This window comes from Streptomyces tanashiensis (genome assembly GCF_014648895.1).
GTDB classification, from domain to species: Bacteria; Actinomycetota; Actinomycetes; order Streptomycetales; family Streptomycetaceae; genus Streptomyces; species Streptomyces tanashiensis.
In genome coordinates this window covers 180,305-200,253 of the sequence record NZ_BMRZ01000010.1, presented here as the reverse complement: position 1 = coordinate 200,253, position 19,949 = coordinate 180,305, and the positions used below count along the sequence as shown (strand labels likewise).

Sequence of the window (19,949 nt, the reverse complement as noted above, 5' to 3'; positions counted from 1 at the left end):
CGGGCCCGTGCGGGACGGGGCTCGTGGCGAAGGGGCCCGGGCGCGCCCGCACCGGCGGGCCCGCCCTGTGGACAGGTCGGGCCGGTGCCGGACCCGCCCCGTACAGTTGATCGCGTGACCAGCACGCAGACCTCGCCGCTCCCCTTCCTCAAGGGCCACGGCACCGAGAACGACTTCGTGATCGTCCCCGACGCGGAGAACGCCGTCGACCTGCCGCCCGCCGTCGTGGCGCGGCTCTGCGACCGGCGGGCCGGCATCGGGGGCGACGGGCTGCTGCACGTCGTGCGCAGCGCCGCCCACCCGGACGCGCGCCACCTGGCCGACGAGGCCGAGTGGTTCATGGACTACCGCAACGCCGACGGCTCGGTCGCCGAGATGTGCGGGAACGGGGTCCGGGTCTTCGCCCGGTACCTGGAGCACGCGGGGCACGTCACCGCGGGCGAGGTCCCGGTCGCCACCCGCGGCGGGGTCAAGCACGTCCACCTGGACAAGGACGGCTCCGTCACCGTCGCCATGGGCCGCGCCGTGCTCCCCGAGGCCGGGGTCACCGTCTCCGTCGACGGCCGCAGCTGGCCCGCCCGCAACGTGAACATGGGCAACCCGCACGCCGTCGCCTTCGTCGAGGACCTCGACCACGCCGGGAACCTGTTCACCGAGCCGCCGTACGAGCCCGCCGCGGTCTACCCGGACGGGGTGAACATCGAGTTCGTCGCCGACCGGGGCCCCCGCCACGTCGCGATGCGGGTCCACGAGCGCGGCGCCGCCGAGACGCGCTCCTGCGGCACCGGCGCCTGCGCCGTCGCCGTCGCCACCGCCCGCCGGGACGGCGTCGACCCCGCCGAGAGCGGCACTCCCGTCACGTACACCGTCGACGTGCTCGGCGGGACCCTGGTCATCACCGAGCACCCCGACGGCCGGATCGACATGACCGGACCTGCGGTCATCGTCGCCGAGGGCACCGTCGACCCCGCATGGCTGGGATCGGGCGATGTGACCGCGCGCGACGGAATCGAAACTGTCAACGACTGATCTGTCGCTCGAATGGGTGATCCGATTCACGCTGAGCGAGAGCGTGACTGCGCCGCGTGGTGGGGTCGGTAGCATCAAGCACCGGCCCCCCGGGCACGCCTGGCCCGCCCACCGCCGGTCGACGTTGCCGGAGGTGCCCCATGAGTGCAGAGGCCACCAACCCCGTGAGTGCGGCCGAGGCCGCGACCACCGACGTGGCCGTCCGCAGACGCGGACGTGCCCGGATCGACCTGCGCCGCCTCGGCCGTGCCGCCCTGCTCGGCGCCACCGCCGGACCGGCGCCCCGTGACCGACTGCCCGACGCCATCGGCCATGTGGCGGAGGCGCACCGCGCCCACCACCCCGAGGCCGACCTGTCGGTGCTCGGCCGGGCGTACGTCCTCGCCGAGTCCTCGCACCGCGGCCAGTTCCGCAAGAGCGGCGAGGCGTACATCACCCACCCGCTCGCGGTCACCCTCATCCTCGCCGAACTCGGCGCGGAGACCACCACCCTGACCGCCTCCCTCCTCCACGACACCGTCGAGGACACCGAGGTGACGCTCGACCAGGTGCGCCGGGAGTTCGGCGACGAGGTCGCCTACCTCGTCGACGGTGTCACCAAGGTCGAGAAGATCGACTACGGCGCGGCCGCCGAGCCAGAGACCTTCCGGAAGATGCTCGTCGCCACCGGCAGCGACGTCCGCGTCATGTCGATCAAGCTCGCCGACCGGCTGCACAACATGCGCACCCTCGGCGTCATGCGCCCCGAGAAACAGGCGAGGATCGCCAAGGTCACCCGCGACGTCCTCATCCCGCTCGCCGAGCGGCTCGGCGTCCAGGCCCTCAAGACCGAGCTGGAGGACCTGGTCTTCGCGATCCTGCACCCCGAGGAGTACGAGACCACCCGCGCCCTCGTCGCGGATCACCCCGGCGCCGCCGACGAACTCGGCGCCTTCGCCGAACAGGTCACCGCCGTCCTGCGCGAGGCGGACGTCGGCGCCGAAGTCCTCGTCCGCCCCCGCCACTTCGTCTCCGTGCACCGGATCCGCCTCAAGCGCGGCGAGCTGCGCGGCTGCGACTTCGGGCGGCTCCTCGTCCTCGTCGCCGAGGACGCCGACTGCTACGCGGTCCTGGGCGAGCTCCACACCTGTTTCACCCCGGTGATCTCCGAGTTCAAGGACTTCATCGCCGCCCCCAAGTTCAACCTGTACCAGTCGCTGCACACCGCGATCGCGGCCCCCGACGGCGCCGTCGCCGAGGTCCTCATCCGGACCCACCGCATGCACAAGGTCGCCGAAGCCGGAGTCGTCGCCCTCGGCAACCCCCACGTGGGGCAGGAGCCGGACACCGCCGTCCCGCAGACCGACGACGGGGAGCGCGTCGACCCCACCCGCCCCGGCTGGCTCTCCCGGCTCCTCGACTGGCAGCAGTCCGCCCCCGACCCCGACACCTTCTGGACCTCGCTCCGCGCCGACCTCGCCGAGGACGACGAGATCACCGTCTTCCGTGCCGACGGCAGCGCCCCCGGCACGATCAGCCTCCCCGCCGGCGCCAGCTGCGTCGACGCCGCCTACGCCCAGCACGGCGAGGCCGCCCACGCCTGCCTCGGCGCCCGCGTCAACGGCCGCCTCGCGCCGCTGAGCACCGTCCTCGGCGACGGGGACACCGTCCAGCTGCTGCTCGCCCAGGACACCGTCTCCGGGCCGTCCCCGGAGTGGCTGGACCACGCCCGCACCCCCGCCGCGCGGATCGCGATCACCGGCTGGCTCCGGGCCCACCCCGAGAGCGCCCCGCCGCCCGCCGCCCCCAGCGACCCCCGGCCGCAGGTCAGCGTCCCCGCCGAGCGCCGCTCCGGCCCCGAGCTCCACGCCGACCTGGACGGCGAGCCGCCCGCGGCCGTCCGCCCGGCGGGCTGCTGCACCCCCGTACCCCCCGACGAGATCACCGGCTTCCTGGTGCGCGGCGGAACGGTCACCGTGCACCGCGCCCGCTGCTCGGCCGTCGAGGCCATGCGCGGTCTGGGCCGCGAGCCCGTCACCGTCCGCTGGGGCGACACCCCGCAGGGCCGGGTCACCCTCGTCGCCGAGTCCTTCGGGCGGCCCGGGCTGCTCGCCGACCTCACCGAGGCGATCGCCACCTTCGGGGCCGCCGTCGTCTCCGCGAACGTCGAGCCGCCCAGCGAGCAGCGGGTCCGCCACACGTACACGCTCCACCTCCCCGACGCCGCCGGCCTCGCCGCCCTCATGCGAGCCATGCGGGACGTCCCCGGGGTGTACGACGTCAGCCGCGCCCGCCACTCACGCGGCCTGAGCTGACGGCGCTGCTTCGGGTGGCTGCCGGTCGGGTGGCTTGCGCTGACGGCGCTGCTTCGGGGCTGCCGCTCGGGGTGGCTTGAGCTGACGGTGCTGCTTCGGGTGGCTGCCGCTCGGGTGGCTTGCGCTGACGGTGCTGCTTCGGGTGGCTGCCGCTCGGGGGCTTGAGCTGACGGCGCCGCTCTGGGAGGCCGCTCGGGGGGGCTTGAACCGACGGCGCTGCTTCGGCCGGGCGCCACTGAGAGGGCCTGAGCCGACGGCGGGTGCCTGCCGTGCGCGCGGCCCGAGCCGACGGCGCCGCTCCGGGAGGCCGGCCGCCACTCGCGCGGCCCGAGCCGACGACCCCCTTCGGGTGGCCGGCGCGCGCGCCGCCCCGGTGCGCGGCGGCAGCCCTGGTAGCCGTAGGGCCATTCCTCCGGAAAGGCCCTGGCCCATGCCGCTCGTCCGAACCCCCCTGCCCCGCGCGCGGTGGCTCCGCTCCGCCGTCCTGGTCGCCGCCTCGGCCGGGCTCGTCGCCGCCGCGCTGCCCGCCCCGCCGCCGCTCGGCATCGGGGACCCGCTCTTCCCGCACCTCGGCAACCCCGGCTACGACGTCCTCGCCTACACGCTCGACCTCACCTACCCCGGCGTCAACACGAAGCCGCTCGCCGCCGTCACCCGCATCGACGCGCGCGCCACCGAGGACCTGGAGCGGCTCAACCTCGACTTCACCCACGGCAAGGTCTCCGCCGTCACCGTCGACGGACTGCCCGCCGAGCACACCGGCAGCGGCGAGGACCTGGTCGTCACCCCGATCGTGCCGATCGACGCGGGCGAGGAGGTCGAGATCACCGTCACCCACACCAGCGACCCCACCGGCCCCGCCGACACCGGCGGCTGGGTCCGCACCGGCGACGGGCTCGCCATGGCCAACCAGGCCGACGCCGCCCACCGGGTCTTCCCCTCCAACGACCACCCCTCGGACAAGGCCTGGTTCACCTTCCGGATCACCGCCCCCAGCGAGTTCACCGTCGTCGCCAACGGGCTCCCCGAGGGCCGCGTCGAGCACGGCGCCACCACCACCTGGACGTACCGCACCCGGCACCCCATGGCCACCGAGCTCGCCCAGGTCTCCATCGGCCGCTCCACCGTCGTCCACCGCGCGGGCCCCCACGGGCTGCCCGTACGGGACGTGGTCGCCACCGCCGACCGGCAGCTCATGGAGCCCTGGCTGCGCCGCACCCCCGGGCACCTGGAGTGGATGGAGCGGCAGGTCGGCCCGTACCCCTTCGAGACGTACGGCGTGCTCATCGCCGACGCGGACACCGGCTTCGAGCTGGAGACCCAGACCCTCTCCCTCTTCGAGCGCGGACTCTTCACCGAGCCCGCCTACCCGGAGTGGTACGTCGACTCCGTCATGGTCCACGAGCTGGCCCACCAGTGGTTCGGCGACAGCGTCTCGCCCCGCGCCTGGTCCGACCTGTGGCTCAACGAGGGACACGCCAGCTGGTACGAGGCGCTGTACGCCGAGGACACCGCCGGCAAGTCCCTGGAGCGGCGCATGAAGGCCGCCTACGCCGCCTCCGACGGCTGGCGGGCCGACGGCGGTCCGCCGGCCGCCCCGGAACCCCCCTCGCCCGACCACAAGATCAGCCTCTTCCGGCCCGTCGTGTACGACGGCAGCGCCCTCGTCCTCTACGCGCTCCGCCAGGAGATCGGCACCGAGGCCTTCCAGCGCCTGGAACGCCGCTGGGTCACCGAACACCGGGACGGCACCGCCACCACCGCCGACTTCACGGCCCTCGCCGGCGAGGTCGCGGGCAAGGACCTCACCGCCTTCTTCCGCGGCTGGCTGTACGAGGCGAAGACCCCGGCGATGCCCGGGCACCCGGACTGGCGCAGCCGTCCCGTCGAGGCCGCGAGGACCGCGCCGAAACCCGGGTGACGGGCCCGGCGGGGCCGTGTCACCATCTTCAGGTCGGCGACGCGGCCGAGACCGGGAATCTTCCGGCGCCCGCAGGCGTTGTGACCGGCACAGACACACATCACCTCATCGACGTAAGGATCCAATGACCTCCTCTTCTTCCCCTTCCCAGGACGAGCAGAGCTTCGCGGAGACGAGCCGTACCGAGAGCCTTCGGGCCGATGCCCTGATGGAAGAGGACGTCGCCTGGAGCCACGAGATCGACGGAGAGCGGGACGGCGACCAGTTCGACCGCTCCGAGCGTGCGGCGCTGCGCCGCGTCGCGGGCCTCTCCACCGAGCTCGAGGACGTCACCGAGGTCGAGTACCGCCAGCTGCGCCTGGAGCGCGTCGTGCTGGTCGGTGTCTGGACCTCCGGGACCGTCCAGGACGCGGAGAACTCCCTCGCGGAGCTCGCGGCCCTCGCCGAGACGGCGGGCGCCCTCGTACTCGACGGCGTGATCCAGCGCCGTGACAAGCCGGACCCGGCCACCTTCATCGGCTCGGGCAAGGCGCGCGAGCTGCGCGACATCGTGCTCGAGACCGGCGCCGACACCGTCGTCTGCGACGGCGAGCTCAGCCCCGGCCAGCTCATCGCCCTCGAAGACGTCGTCAAGGTGAAGGTGGTCGACCGGACCGCCCTCATCCTCGACATCTTCGCCCAGCACGCCAAGTCCCGAGAGGGCAAGGCGCAGGTCGCGCTCGCGCAGATGCAGTACATGCTGCCGCGACTGCGCGGCTGGGGTCAGTCGCTCTCCCGTCAGATGGGTGGCGGCGGCGGTGGCGGCATGGCCACCCGTGGTCCCGGTGAGACCAAGATCGAGACCGACCGGCGCCGCATCCGCGAGAAGATGGCGAAGATGCGCCGGGAGATCGCGGAGATGAAGACCGGCCGTGACATCAAGCGGCAGGAGCGCCGGCGGAACAAGGTGCCCTCGGTCGCCATCGCCGGATACACCAACGCCGGCAAGTCCTCCCTGCTCAACCGGCTCACGGGCGCGGGCGTCCTCGTGGAGAACGCGCTGTTCGCCACCCTCGACCCGACCGTCCGCCGGGCCGAGACGCCCACCGGCCGGATCTACACGCTGGCCGACACCGTCGGCTTCGTCCGGCACCTGCCGCACCACCTGGTCGAGGCGTTCCGCTCCACCATGGAGGAGGTCGCCGAGTCCGACCTCATCCTGCACGTGGTGGACGGCTCGCACCCGGCCCCGGAGGAGCAGCTGGCCGCTGTGCGCGAGGTCTTCCGCGACGTCGGCGCGGTGAACGTGCCGGAGATCGTCGTCGTCAACAAGGCGGACGCGGCCGACCCGCTGGTGCTCCAGCGTCTGCTGCGGATGGAGAAGCACTCCATCGTGGTCTCGGCCCGCTCGGGCCAGGGCATCGAGGAGCTCCTCGCGCTCATCGACTCCGAGCTGCCGCGCCCGGAGGTCGAGCTGGAGGTCCTCGTGCCGTACACGCAGGGCGGTCTGGTCTCGCGGGTGCACGCCGAGGGCGAGGTGGAGTCCGAGGAGCACACCCCGGAGGGCACCCTGCTCAAGGCCCGGGTCCACGAGGAGCTGGCGGCGATGCTCGCGCCGTACGTTCCGGCCGCGCACTGATCCACGTCAGTACGACCGAAGGGCGCTGCCCCTCCCCGTCGGGGGAGGGGCAGCGCCCTCCTTCGTGGTCCGGTTCAGCGGACTTTCGTGGTCCGGTTCAGCGGACTTTCGTGATCCGGGTCAGCGCGCGAACTTCTTGCTGACCATCTCGTGCACGGCCTTGCCGCCGCGCCCCAGCTGCGGTCCGGCGAGCCAGCCGTTGCCGCCGGCCGGGCCGATCGAGGTGTTCGACACGAGCGCCGTCTTGCCGTTCGGCAGCACGCGGAACCAGCCGCCGCCCGAGGAACCACCGGTCATCGTGCAGCCGATCCGGTACATCGTCGGCGTGGCCGGAGCCGTGGTGAGCCGCGTCGCACGGTCGAGGCACTTGTGCATGATCATGCCGTTGTACGGCGGCGCCGCCGGGTAGCCCCAGGCGCCCATCGTCCCGGACTGCGCGGCCGTCGGCGCGGAGAAGTCGACCGGCAGGGCGACGCCGACGGTCTCCTCCAGGGACTTCCCGCCGCGCTCCGGCTGGACGTGCAGCACGGCGTAGTCGTACGGCCAGGCCTGGTTCGTGCCGCCCGCGTTGATCCACTCGCCCGAGGTCACGGCCCAGTCGGCCCAGAACTGGCCGTAGGGGTACACCTCGTGCGGCTGCGCGTTCTGCAGGGCGGCGGGGGACTTGCCCAGGTCGTTGAAGGCCGGGACGAAGGTGATGTTGCGGTACCAGCCGCCCTTCTTGCCCGCGTGGACGCAGTGGCCGGCCGTCCAGACCAGGTTCGACTTCCCGGGACGGCGCGGGTCCTTCACGATCGTGCCGGAGCAGACCATGGAGCCCTGGGGCGAGTCGAAGAAGATCTTGCCGACCGGGGCCGCGTTGCGGTGGTACGGCGTCTTCTCGCGCTGCGCCTTGACGGGCCGGGGCGTCGGGTCGCTGCCGCTGGAGCCGGCCTGCGCGGTGATCGTCTGGTCCGGGCTCTTCGCCGACTGCATGCGCGCCGGGTCCCAGAGTCCGTCGATCACCGGGTTGACGAAGTCCTCGGCCTCACGGAGCCAGGTGTCCTGGTCCCAGTTCTTCCACTCGCCGTCCTTCCACTTGTCCAGGTCGACGCCGTGCTTCTTGAGCTTGTCGGCGAGGTCCTTGGTGAGGTCGGCGCCGGCGTCGCCGCCGTCGGCGGGTGCGGAGCTGCTCGCCCCGGCGGACGGCTTGCTGTCGGCCGGGGTCTCGGTGGGCCCGCAGGCGGTGGCGGTCAGCGCGAGCGCGGTGACCAGACCGAGGGTGGCGGGTAGGAGTCGTACGGAACGCATGTGTGTCTTCCCCGTTGGTATTGCCATGGACGTGTCATGAGCGGTGCACAGTATGCCGGTCGGGCCGGACATGGGGGGAGGCGGGACCCCGCGGCCCCGCCTCCGTGCCGTGCCTACTGGCCGGCGTACTTCTTGCTGACCTCGTCGAAGACCGCCTTGGCCTCCGGACCGAAGCGCGGACCCGCGAGCCAGCCGGCCGTCGACGGGCCGATCGAGGTGTTCGACACCAGCGCCGGCTTGCCGTCACTGCCCTGGGCGACCCAGCCGCCGCCGGACGAACCACCGGTCATCGTGCAGCCGATCCGGTACATCGTCGGCTGCTCGGCCTTCAGGGACAGCCGACCCGGCTTGTCCTGGCACTGGAACGCCTTCTGGCCGTCGAACGGCGGCGCCGCCGGGTAGCCCGTCGCCGTCATGCTCGCGATCTTCGGCACGGCCGGGGCGTTGAAGTCCACCGGGAGCGCCGAACCGACCGTCTCCTCCAGCGACTTGCCCGAAGAGCCCTTCTCCGGAGTCACCTTGATGACCGCGAAGTCGTACGGAGCACCGGCACCGCCGGTGGACGCGCCCTCGGAGATCCACTGGTCGGAGGTCTTGACCCAGTCCGCCCACCACACGCCGTACGGCGCGATCTGCGCCCGCGTCGCCTTCTCCAGCTGGGCGGTCTCCATCGCCGAGTCGTTGTACGAGGGCACGAAGGCGATGTTGCGGTACCAGCCGCCCTGCTTGCCCTTGTGCACGCAGTGCCCGGCCGTCCAGACCAGGTTGGACTTGCCCGGGTGCGCCGGGTCCTTCACGACCGTGGCCGAGCAGACCATCGAGCCCTCGGGGCCGTCGAAGAAGACCTTGCCGGACTCGGGGGCGTTGTCGTGGTACTTCGCCGCCACGGCCTTCGCGCGCACCGGGTCCGGAGTCGGGTCGGTGACACCCTTGTCGCCCGAGATGTCCTCCTCCTCGACCGGCTTGTCGGGGCGCTCGGCCTCACGCATCCGGTCCGGGTCCCAGAGGTCCTCGATGATCGGGTTGACGAAGTCCTTGGCCTCACGCAGCCACTTGTCGCGGTCCCAGTTCTTCCACTCGCCGTCGCGCCACTTGTCGAGGTCGATCCCGTGTTCCTTGAGGCGCTCCTTCAGGTCCTCCGGAATCTTGATCTTGTCCGGGTCCAGGCTGACGGGCGCGACGGGCTTGTCCCCTCCCGCGTTCTCCTCGCTCGGACCGCAGGCCGTGACGGTGAGCGTCAGCGCCGCGACGGCGGAAGCCGCCATCAGCAGCGGACGAATCGATCGCATCTCGTGATCCCCCTGGGACTACGTCTACTTGTGCATGGACGAACAGCGGCCGGGCCCTCGCGGACTCGGCCGACGGCTCCACTATGCCGGTGCCGGAGGGGACGGTACGCGCCCCGCCCACGGTTCCGGGCACCCTTCGGTCGTTGCCGTGCCGTGATCCGGGACACGCCAAGTTCCTGCCTTCCGGCCCGTGATCCCCGGCAGTTCCCGTCGTTGGTACGTACGGGGGACACAACGATGGCGCGCGGGGCGGCCCTTGCGGCTGCTTCACGACGCCCCGATGTGCAACGCAACTGTTACAGCGGGAGGACACCGATCCGTGGCCGTGACCGAATCAGCGCCGGCCGTCCCACCGGCCGCGCGCACGCAGAACCGGCCGACGGGCCAGACGGACCGAGGGGGTGAGTACGAGGGCATCCTGCGCCGCCAGTCCCAACGCGAGTCCGCCGCCCGCACCTACGCCCGCTCCCTGCCGATCGTCCCCGTACGGGCCAGGGGGCTCACCATCGAGGGCGCCGACGGCCGCCGCTACCTGGACTGCCTGTCCGGCGCCGGGACGCTCGCCCTCGGCCACAACCACCCCGTGGTCCTGGAAGCCATCAGGAAGGTCCTCGACTCGGGGGCTCCCCTCCACGTCCTCGACCTCGCCACCCCCGTCAAGGACGCCTTCACCTCCGAACTGTTCGCCACCCTCCCCGCAGAACTCGCCGCCGACGCCCGCATCCAGTTCTGCGGACCCGCGGGCACGGACGCCGTCGAGGCGGCCCTCAAGCTCGTCCGGACGGCCACCGGCCGCAGCGGGCTCCTCGCCTTCACCGGTGCCTACCACGGCATGACCGCCGGAGCCCTCGACGCCTCCGGAGGAGCCACCGACGTCCGTGTGACCCGACTGCCCTACCCCCAGCAGTACCGCTGCCCCTTCGGCGTCGGCGGCGAGCGCGGCGCCGAACTGGCCGCCCGCTGGACCGAGAACCTCCTCGACGACCCCAAGAGCGGTGTCACCACCCCGGCCGGCATGATCGTCGAAGCCGTCCAGGGCGAGGGCGGAGTCATCCCCGCCCCCGACGACTGGATGCGCCGGATGCGCCGCGTCACCGCCGACCGCTCCGTCCCCCTGATCGTCGACGAGGTCCAGACCGGAGTCGGCCGCACCGGCACCTTCTGGGCCGTCGAGCACAGCGGCGTCGTGCCGGACGTGATGGTCCTCTCGAAGGCCATCGGCGGCTCCCTCCCCCTCGCGGTCATCGTCTACAGGTCGGAACTCGACGCCTGGGAACCAGGCGCCCACGCCGGCACCTTCCGCGGCAACCAACTCGCCATGGCCGCCGGCACGGCCACCCTCGCGTACGTCCGCGAGAACAGGCTCGCCGAACGGGCCGGCACCCTCGGCGCCCGCATCCTCGGCCGACTCCAGGGCCTCGCCGCCGCCCACCCCTGCGTCGGCGACGTCCGCGGCCGGGGCCTGATGATCGGCGTCGAACTCGTCGACCCCGACGCGGCCGGACCGGACGACCCCGTCCCGCCCCCCGCCCCCGGCCTGGCCCTCGCCGTCCAGCAGGAGTGCCTCGCCCGCGGACTCATCGTCGAACTCGGCGGCCGCCACTCCGCGGTGGTCCGGCTCCTGCCCCCGCTCACCCTCACCGACGAGCAGGCCACGGCCGTCCTGGACCGCTTCGCCGACGCCCTGGCCGCGGCCGAACGGGCCCACACCCCCCACCCGCCCGCCTCACACCGGGCCGCGGCCCCCCGGAACGCCTCCGGACCGTCCCACTGACCCCGGACCGCCCCTGCCCCCACCCCCAAGGAAGCCCCCGTGAACGCCACCCCCACCACCCCGGCCCCCACCACCCAGCCACCCCACACCACCACCCCCCTCCACCCGGACCCCGTCCACCCGGACCCTCTCCACACCGAGGCCCTCCACACGGACGCTGCCCACGCGGGCCCCCTGCACTCAGAGGACCTCCGCCCCGAGGCCCTCTGCTCGGAGGCCGTCCGCGCCGAGGCCCTCCCCATTGAGCGCCGGAGCGGTCAAGGGCTCCTCTCGGGGGCGCTCAGGTCCGGGGAGCTCGGTCCGGCGGCTCCGCTCGGTACCGGGGAGCCGGACCTGGATCCGTTCGGCCCGGCGCAGTCCACCGCGCAGCCCACCGTGCCGCGCCAGCACCTCGGACCGTACGAGCCCCGGCCCCTTCGCCCCGCCGGCAGCCCTGACCCGCTGGACGACCCCGACCCGCAGCGCGCCGCCGACGCCGCCGCCGTCGAGAACCTCCTCCGCTGCTGGGTCAGGGAGAAGAACCTCCCGGCGCCCGTATCCCCCACCCTGCGCATCCCGCTCGACGCCAGCGGCACCGCCCTCCTCGTCCCCGTCCGCTACTGGTCGCCCACCGGGTGGCACCGTTTCGGAGCCCCCGTCCTCGAAGGAATCCCGGCCTCGGCGCCGGCCACCGACGCCGTCACGGTGGCCGCCCTGCTCAGCCGCGAGACCGGCCGCTCCGAGGGCACCGAGCTCGTCGGCCGCGTCGCCGACTCCGCCCGCCGCACCGCCGACTTCCTCACCGAGCGCCGCCGCCGGCCCGAGCCGCACCCGGACGCCGATCTCTTCCTCGCCGCCGAACAGTCCCTGCTCCTCGGCCACCCGCTCCACCCCACCCCGAAGAGCCGCGAAGGACTCTCCGAGGCCGAGGGCCGGCTCTACTCACCCGAACTGCACGGCTCCTTCCCCCTCCACTGGATCGGCGTCGACCACACCCTCCTCGCCTCCGACTCCGCCTGGACCGAACAGGGCCGGCCCGTCACCGCCGAACAACTCGCCTCCGGTCTCGCCGAAGGGCTCACGCTCCCCGCCGGCACCGCACCACTGCCCCTGCACCCCTGGCAGGCCCGCGAACTCCTGCACCGCCCCGACGTCCGGGCCCTCCTCGACGCGGGCCTCCTCCACGACCTCGGCCTCCACGGCAGCCCCTGGCACCCCACCTCCTCCGTCCGCACCGTGCACCGCCCCGGCGCCCGGGCCATGCTCAAGCTCTCGCTCGGCCTGCGCATCACCAACTCCCGCCGCGAGAACCTCCGCAAGGAACTCCACCGGGGCGTCGAGGTCCACCGGCTGCTCCGTACCGGCCTCGTCGACGAGTGGCAGGCCGCCCACCCGGGGTTCGACATCGTGCGCGACCCCGCCTGGCTCGCCGTCGACGCCCCCGACGGAACCCCCGTCCCCGGCCTCGACGTCATGGTCCGCCACAACCCCTTCGGACCCGGCGACGACGCCGTCTGCATCGCCTCCCTCACAGCACCCCGCCCGTGGCCCGGGGCCACCGCCATGCGCTCCCGGCTCGCCGACGTCATCGGACGGCTCGCCGCACGCACCGGCCGCCCCACGACCGCCGTCGCCGCCGAGTGGTTCCTCCGCTACCTCGACCAGGTCGTCCGCCCCGTCCTCTGGCTCGACGGCCACGCCGGCATCGCCCTGGAGGCCCACCAGCAGAACACCCTGGTGCTCCTGGACCCGGACGGCTGGCCGATCGGCGGCCGCTACCGCGACAACCAGGGCTACTACTTCCGCGAGTCCCACCGGGGCGAGCTGGAGAGCCGCCTCCCCGGCATCGGAGCCGACAGCGACACCTTCGTCTCCGACCAGGTCACCGACGAGCGCTTCGCCTACTACCTCGGCATCAACAACGTCCTCGGTCTGATCGGCGCCTTCGGCGCCCAGCACCTCGCCGACGAACGCGTCCTGCTCGCCGCCTTCCGCAGCTTCCTCACCTCCGCCACCAGCCTGGGCTCACCCCTTCCGCACCGACTCCTGGAAGCCGCGACCCTGCGTAGCAAGGCCAACCTCCTCACCCGCCTGCACGGCCTGGACGAGCTCGTCGGACCCGTCGACACCCAGTCCGTCTACGTCACCATCACCAACCCCCTCCGTACCTGAACACGCGACCCGCCGGCGCTCAGCGCCCCGACCACACCGCCGAGAGGAGAGCGACACCGTGTCACCCACCCGCCCACCGGAACCGCCCGGGGACGACACCCTGGACCTGAGAGTCGAGGACCTCGTCGCCCTCCTCGACGGCGATCTGCTGGACTCCGTCGCAGCCTGGGGGCCCGCCGACACCCCTGTGGGCTCCTTCGGGCTCGTCCCCGTACGACTCGAACGGGATCTGCCCCTGCTGGCCCGATGGATGAACGACCCGGCCGTCGCCGCCTTCTGGGAGCTCGCAGGACCCGACACCGTCACCGCCGAGCACGTCCGGGCCCAGCTCGAGGGCGACGGCCGGAGCGTCCCCTGCCTCGGCGTCCTCGACGGCACCCCCATGAGCTACTTCGAGATCTACCGTGCCGATCTCGACCCGCTCGCGCGGTACTACCCGGCGCGTCCCCACGACACGGGTATCCACCTGCTGATCGGAGGCGACACGGACCGGGGCCGCGGCGTCGGCACCACGCTGCTGCGTGCCGTCGCGGATCTGGTCCTCGACCACCGTCCCCGCTGCACCCGAGTCGTCGCCGAACCCGACATCCTCAACACCCCCTCCGTCTCCGCGTTCCTCAGCGGCGGCTTCCGCTACGCGGCGGAAGTCGACCTCCCCGACAAAAGAGCCGTGCTCATGATCCGTGACCGGGCCCTCCGTCACGTTCTGTGAACGCCTCTGCCTTACATACACCGCTCGACCCCCAGCGGTTCCCACTCCGAGGAGTCCTCGTGTCGACGTCCCCTGCACCTCACGACTCCGCACGACCCACCCCGCCCGCTCCGGCTCCCGCCACCGGTCCCGCCCCGGCGCCCGAGCTGCTCGCGCCCCCCGAACTGAACGCCGACGCCTGGACCCGGGCCTCCTCCCGCCTCCTCGCCAAGGCCCTCTCCGAGTTCGCCTACGAGGAGATCGTCGAACCCGTACCCCTGGACGACGGCGAGCCCGACCGTCACGCACTGCGGCTCGACGACGGCACCACGCTCACCTTCCGTGCCCGCCGCGGCGCCTACGGCAGCTGGCAGGTCACCGCCGGCTCGATCACCCACGAGGGCCGGCCGCTCACCGACCCCTTCGACTTCCTGGTCCGCGCCCGCCGACTCCTCCGGCTCGACGGCGCCACCCTCGGCCACCTGATCCGCGAACTCTCCGCCACCCTCGCCGCCGACGCCCGCCTCGACCACACCGCCCTCACCGCAGCCCGCCTCGCCGAGCTCTCCTACGCGGAACTCGAAGGCCACCAGACCGGCCACCCCTGGCTCGTCCTCAACAAGGGCCGCATCGGCTTCTCCGCCACCGACGCCGCCCACTGGGCCCCCGAGGCGCGCCGCGCGACCCGGCTGCCGTGGATCGCCGTCAGCAACCGCCTCGCCGCCTACCGGGGCGTGGCCGGCCTCGACACCCCCGACCTGCTGTACGCCAAGGAGCTCGACCCCGAGGTGCACGCCGCCTTCCGCGCCGCGCTGACCGCCCGCGGCCACGAACCCGACGGCTACCTCCTGCTGCCCGTCCACCCCTGGCAGTGGGACGAGATCCTGCTGCCGCTCTACGCCCCGGCCATCGCCGCCGGGACCGTCGTCCCGCTCCCCGCGGACGGCGATCTCCGCCTGCCGCAGCAGTCCGTCCGTACCTTCCTCAACACCAGCCGTCCCGACCGGCACACCGTCAAGCTGCCGCTCTCGGTGCTCAACACCCTGGTCTGGCGCGGACTGCCCACCGAACGGACCCTCGCCGCGCCCGCCGTGACCGCCTGGGTCCACGGGCTGCGCGAAGGCGACCCGTTCCTGCGGGACGAGTGCGGAGTGATCCTCCTCGGCGAGGTCGCCTCCGTCACCGTCGAGCACCCGCTGTACGACCGGCTGCCCGAAGTCCCGTACCAGTACAAGGAACTGCTCGGGGCGATCTGGCGCGAACCGCTGCGACTGCCCCCGGGCGAGCGGGCCCGCACCCTCGCCTCGCTGCTCCACACCGACCCGGAGGGCCGGGCGTTCGTCGCCGAGCTCGTCGAGCGCTCCGGGCTCGCCCCCGCCGTCTGGCTCCAGCGCCTCTTCGCCGCTCTGCTGCCGCCGCTGCTGCACTTCCTCTACCGCTACGGCACGGTCTTCTCCCCGCACGGCGAGAACGCCATCGTCGTCTACGACGGCGACGACGTCCCCGTCCGCCTCGCGATCAAGGACTTCGTCGACGACGTGAACATCAGCGCGCAGCCGCTGCCCGAGCACGACACGCTGCCCGACGACGTCCGCGCCGTCCTCCTCACCGAGGAACCCGAATTCCTGATCCAATTCATCCATTCGGGGCTCTTCGTCGGCGTCTTCCGCTATCTGGCGCCGCTCTGCGAGGAACAACTCGGCGTGCCCGAGGAGGACTTCTGGGGCCTCGTCCGCGCGGAGATCCTGCGCCACCAGGCGCGCTTCCCCGAGCTGAAGGAACGCTTCGAGCTCTTCGACCTCCTGACCCCGCGCATCGAGCGGCTCTGTCTCAACCGCAACCGTCTGCACCTGGACGGCTACCGGGACCGGCCCGAGCGTCCGCACGCCGCCGTCCACGGGACCGTCCCCAACCCGCTCGCGTGAGGTGCTCGCGTGACCCGGCTGTCAGTGCCGCCCCGTAGGGTGGAAGGGCTATGACGAAGCCATCCCTCCCCGACCTCCTCCACGCCGCCGTCTCCGCCGTCGGCGGCACGGAGCGGCCCGGCCAGGTCACCATGGCCGAGGCCGTGGCCGAGGCCATCGACGACAACTCCCACCTCCTAGTCCAGGCCGGTACCGGCACGGGCAAGTCGCTCGGCTACCTGGTGCCGGCGCTGGCCCAGGGCGAGCGGGTGGTGGTGGCCACGGCCACCCTGGCGCTCCAGCGCCAGCTCGTCGAGCGCGATCTTCCCCGGACGGTCGACGCGCTGCATCCGCAGCTGCGCCGCCGCCCGAATTTCGCCATGCTCAAGGGCCGGTCGAACTACCTCTGCCTGCACCGGCTCCACGAGGGGGTTCCGCAGGACGAGGAGGACGGCCTCTTCGACCCGTTCGAGGCGGCCGCGCCCACGAGCAAGCTGGGCCAGGACCTGCTGCGGCTGCGTGACTGGTCGGACGAGACGGAGACCGGCGACCGGGACGACCTGACGCCGGGCGTCTCCGACAAGGCCTGGGCCCAGGTCTCGGTCTCCTCCCGGGAGTGCCTCGGGGCCAGCAAGTGCGCGTACGGACCGGAGTGCTTCGCCGAGGCGGCACGCGAGCGCGCCAAGCTCGCGGACGTCGTCGTCACCAACCACGCCCTGCTCGCCATCGACGCCATCGAGGGCGCGCCGGTGCTCCCGCAGCACGAGGTGCTGATCGTCGACGAGGCCCATGAGCTGGTCTCCCGGGTCACGGGTGTCGCCACCGGCGAGCTCACGCCCGGCCAGGTCAACCGTGCCGTGCGCCGGGCCGCGAAGCTCGTGGACGAGAAGACGGCCGACCAGCTGCAGACCGCCGCGGAGGGCTTCGAGCGGGTCATGGAGCTGGCGCTGCCGGGCCGCCTGGAGGAGATCCCTGAGGACCTCGCGTACGCGTTGATGGCGTTGCGGGACGCGGCCCGCGCGGTGATCACGGCCCTGGGCAACACCCGGGACCGGGCCGTGCAGGACGAGGACGCGGTGCGCAAGCAGGCCATGGCCTCGGTGGAGACCGTGCACGGTGTCGCGGAGCGCATCACCCACGGTTCGGAGTACGACGTCGTCTGGTACGAGCGTCATGACCGTTTCGGGGCCTCGCTGCGGGTCGCGCCGCTGACCGTCTCGGGCCTGCTCCGCGAGAAGCTCTTCACCGAGCGGTCCGTGGTGCTCGCCTCGGCCACGCTCAAGCTGGGCGGCGACTTCAACGGCGTCGGGGCCTCCCTCGGACTGGCCCCCGAGGGGACCAAGGGCGACGACCTGCCCGTCTGGAAGGGCATCGACGTCGGCTCCCCGTTCGACTATCCGAAGCAGGGCATCCTGTACGTCGCCAAGCACCTCTCGCGCCCCGCGCGCGACGGGGAGCGGGGCGACATGCTCGACGAGCTGACCGAGCTGATGCAGGCGGCCGGCGGGCGGACCCTCGGCCTGTTCTCCTCCATGCGTGCCGCGCAGCAGGCGGCGGAGGAGCTGCGGACCCGGATCCCGGAGCTTCCGATCCTGCTCCAGGGCGAGGACACGCTGGGCGAGCTGATCAAGAACTTCGCGGCCGACCCGAAGACCTGCCTCTTCGGCACGCTCTCGCTCTGGCAGGGCGTGGACGTCCCGGGACCCAGCTGCCAGCTGGTCGTCATGGACAAGATCCCGTTCCCGCGCCCGGACGACCCGCTGATGAGCGCGCGGCAGAAGGCCGTCGAGGAGGCCGGGGGGAACGGCTTCATGGCGGTCGCGGCGACCCACGCGGCCCTGCTGATGGCGCAGGGCGCCGGCCGGCTGGTGCGGGCCACCGGTGACCGGGGCGTCGTGGCGATCCTCGATCCCCGGCTGGCCACCGCCCGCTACGGCAGCTATCTGAAGGCCTCGCTGCCTGATTTCTGGTACACGACGGACCGCAACCAGGTGCGGAAGTCGCTCGCGGCCATCGACGCCGCGTCGAGGACGGCCGACGCCTAGGCCGCTGTCTTTCGGATCAGCCCTGATCCGAAAGACAGCGGCCCAGGGCCTGCTCCTGAGGACACGGCAGGGCCCCGGGACCGGCGCAGTGGGTCCCGGGGCCCGGTCAGAGCCGGCGGGGAGTGTCACACCCGCCGCAGCACCGCCACGACCTTGCCGAGGATGGTGGCCTCGTCGCCGGGGATGGGCTGGTACGCCGCGTTGTGCGGGAGCAGCCAGACGTGGCCGTCCTCGCGCTTGAAGCGCTTGACGGTGGCTTCGCCGTCGAGCATGGCGGCGACGATGTCGCCGTTCTCCGCGACGGGCTGACGGCGGACGGTGACCCAGTCACCGTCACAGATGGCGGCTTCGATCATGGAGTCGCCGACGACCTTCAGGACGAACAGCTCGCCGTCGCCGACCAGCTGCCGGGGGAGGGGGAAGACGTCCTCGACGGACTCCTCGGCCAGGATCGGGCCACCGGCGGCGATGCGGCCGACCAGCGGGACGTACGACGCGGCCGGCTTGCCGGTGGTGTCCGTCGGCTGGGTGCTCGGCTGGTCGGAGCCGCGGACCTCGTAGGCGCGGGGCCGGTGCGGGTCGCGGCGGAGGAAGCCCTTGCGCTCCAGCGCCATGAGCTGGTGCGCGACCGAGGAGGTGCTGGAGAGGCCGACCGCCTGCCCGATCTCCCTCATCGACGGCGGGTAGCCGCGCCGCTGGACCGAGTCGCGAATGACTTCGATGACCCTGCGCTGCCGGTCGGTGAGTCCGGAGCTGTCGGCGCGGATGCCTGGAGGTCGCCCGGGGAGGGCGCGGGCGGGTCGCCCGGGCTCCTCGCCGTTCATGCTTGCTTCATTCATGGCGTGCACCGGCTCGAGTCGGCCCTGGGAGCGGTCCTGGGCGGTGATGGTGGCACTGTCTGCGGTGGTGGTCACGTCGTCGGCCCCTCTCGAATGGTCTCCCTGGCTGGCACAACGGTAGTGGCTTTCGAAAGGTTGCGCCAAACACACGTTCGAGTGAAAATTCGCAGATTGCCTTACGCGCGTATGTGCGGAGGTGTATGAGCCCGCCCACTCCGCCGCCCCAAATCGGTCGTTACGGTAGCCTTCGCCGCTGGGTCGCGAGCGACCGGTGCACCGTCCCAGTGTCGCACCCGCGGGCGTGGATCCGCGGGAGCGCCCGCGCCGCGACACGCTGGGGGCTCCGAATGGCCCGCAACCCAAGATCTAGTGGTTGGATGGCATCGACCACCCAGGGGTAGTGGTCCCCGGTCTGCCGGGGGTGCGCGCATCGCCTATGCTGGAGGTCGCTTCGCAGGGCCTTGACGGGCCGGTGAGGCTCGTCAGTCGTGCCGTGAGAAGGGTCGGAACCAGTGCATTGCCCCTTCTGCAGGCACCCCGACAGCCGTGTCGTCGACAGTCGCACCACCGACGACGGGACGTCGATCCGACGTCGTCGCCAGTGCCCCGACTGCTCCCGTCGTTTCACGACGGTGGAGACCTGCTCGCTCATGGTGGTGAAGCGCTCCGGCGTCACCGAGCCCTTCAGCCGTAACAAGGTCATCTCCGGCGTCCGCAAGGCGTGCCAGGGGCGACCGGTCACCGAGGACGCCCTCGCCAAGCTCGGCCAGCGGGTCGAGGAGGCGGTGCGCGCCACGGGCAGTGCCGAGCTGACCACCCACGACGTGGGCCTGGCCATCCTCGGCCCCCTGCAGGAGCTCGACCTCGTCGCGTACCTGCGCTTCGCGTCCGTGTACAAGGCTTTCGACAGCCTCGAAGACTTCGAGGCCGCCATCGCGGAACTCCGCGTGCGGCCTCCCGCTGAGAACAACGGGACCGGTGTGACCCCTGAGGTCCCCGTTCCCGCCACCGCCGCCGACTGATCGGCGGTCCGGGCCGACGCAGGCCCGGCGACCGGCCGCCGTGCGGCCCTGCAGACGTGCCCCGGGCGACCCCTGTGGTCCC

General features: G+C 72.6%; 13 protein-coding genes. 10 read left to right on the top strand and 3 right to left on the bottom strand.

Annotated features, from left to right (window positions below):
* The first annotated feature begins 114 nt into the window (after positions 1–114).
* The 4 genes from dapF (at position 115) to hflX (ending at position 6,862) form a co-directional block, all read left to right on the top strand.
* Entirely contained in the window at positions 115–1,029 is a 915-nt protein-coding gene (gene dapF / locus IE237_RS26810) for a diaminopimelate epimerase (protein WP_189804685.1), read from the top strand.
* Between the two features lie 140 nt (positions 1,030–1,169).
* On the top strand, positions 1,170–3,323 hold the full coding sequence (locus IE237_RS26805; RefSeq protein ID WP_189804684.1) for a RelA/SpoT family protein: 2,154 nt from the start codon (positions 1,170–1,172) through the stop codon (positions 3,321–3,323).
* Between the two features lie 430 nt (positions 3,324–3,753).
* On the top strand, positions 3,754–5,244 hold the full coding sequence (locus IE237_RS26800; RefSeq protein WP_189804683.1) for a M1 family metallopeptidase: 1,491 nt from the start codon (positions 3,754–3,756) through the stop codon (positions 5,242–5,244).
* 124 nt (positions 5,245–5,368) lie between these two features.
* Complete coding sequence (gene hflX, locus IE237_RS26795; protein WP_189804682.1) at positions 5,369–6,862, top strand: GTPase HflX; 1,494 nt, start codon at positions 5,369–5,371, stop codon at positions 6,860–6,862.
* 120 nt (positions 6,863–6,982) lie between these two features.
* On the opposite strand, the gene IE237_RS26790 is transcribed toward hflX, so the two are convergent.
* Both IE237_RS26790 and IE237_RS26785 read right to left on the bottom strand, forming a co-directional pair.
* Positions 6,983–8,152, bottom strand: coding sequence for a trypsin-like serine peptidase (locus IE237_RS26790; RefSeq protein WP_189804680.1), 1,170 nt, complete (start codon positions 8,150–8,152; stop codon positions 6,983–6,985).
* A gap of 113 nt (positions 8,153–8,265) precedes the next feature.
* A complete protein-coding gene (locus IE237_RS26785) occupies positions 8,266–9,441 on the bottom strand; it encodes a trypsin-like serine peptidase (RefSeq protein ID WP_189804679.1) in 1,176 nt (391 codons plus the stop codon).
* 319 nt (positions 9,442–9,760) lie between these two features.
* Here IE237_RS26785 and IE237_RS26780 point away from each other — a divergent pair, with 319 nt between their 5' ends.
* The 5 genes from IE237_RS26780 to IE237_RS26760 all read left to right on the top strand — a co-directional run bounded on the left by IE237_RS26780 (position 9,761) and on the right by IE237_RS26760 (position 18,006).
* Entirely contained in the window at positions 9,761–11,215 is a 1,455-nt protein-coding gene (locus IE237_RS26780) for a diaminobutyrate--2-oxoglutarate transaminase family protein (RefSeq protein WP_189804678.1), read from the top strand.
* Between the two features lie 333 nt (positions 11,216–11,548).
* Positions 11,549–13,366 carry an IucA/IucC family protein gene (locus IE237_RS26775; protein WP_189804760.1) on the top strand — a complete coding sequence of 606 codons (1,818 nt, stop codon included), beginning with the start codon at positions 11,549–11,551 and terminating at the stop codon, positions 13,364–13,366.
* A 58-nt stretch (positions 13,367–13,424) separates the two neighbouring features.
* On the top strand, positions 13,425–14,078 hold the full coding sequence (locus tag IE237_RS26770) for a GNAT family N-acetyltransferase (protein WP_189804677.1): 654 nt from the start codon (positions 13,425–13,427) through the stop codon (positions 14,076–14,078).
* A 59-nt stretch (positions 14,079–14,137) separates the two neighbouring features.
* Positions 14,138–15,982 (top strand): IucA/IucC family protein, encoded by a 1,845-nt coding sequence (locus IE237_RS26765; protein WP_370468279.1) that lies wholly within the window; start codon positions 14,138–14,140, stop codon positions 15,980–15,982.
* 50 nt (positions 15,983–16,032) lie between these two features.
* Entirely contained in the window at positions 16,033–18,006 is a 1,974-nt protein-coding gene (locus IE237_RS26760) for an ATP-dependent DNA helicase (protein ID WP_189804676.1), read from the top strand.
* Between the two features lie 125 nt (positions 18,007–18,131).
* On the opposite strand, the gene lexA is transcribed toward IE237_RS26760, so the two are convergent.
* Positions 18,132–18,920 (bottom strand): transcriptional repressor LexA, encoded by a 789-nt coding sequence (gene lexA, locus IE237_RS26755; RefSeq protein WP_189804675.1) that lies wholly within the window; start codon positions 18,918–18,920, stop codon positions 18,132–18,134.
* A gap of 437 nt (positions 18,921–19,357) precedes the next feature.
* Between lexA and nrdR the strand changes: the two genes are divergently transcribed.
* Positions 19,358–19,867 carry a transcriptional regulator NrdR gene (nrdR, locus tag IE237_RS26750; RefSeq protein WP_189804674.1) on the top strand — a complete coding sequence of 170 codons (510 nt, stop codon included), beginning with the start codon at positions 19,358–19,360 and terminating at the stop codon, positions 19,865–19,867.
* The last annotated feature ends 82 nt before the right edge of the window (positions 19,868–19,949 follow it).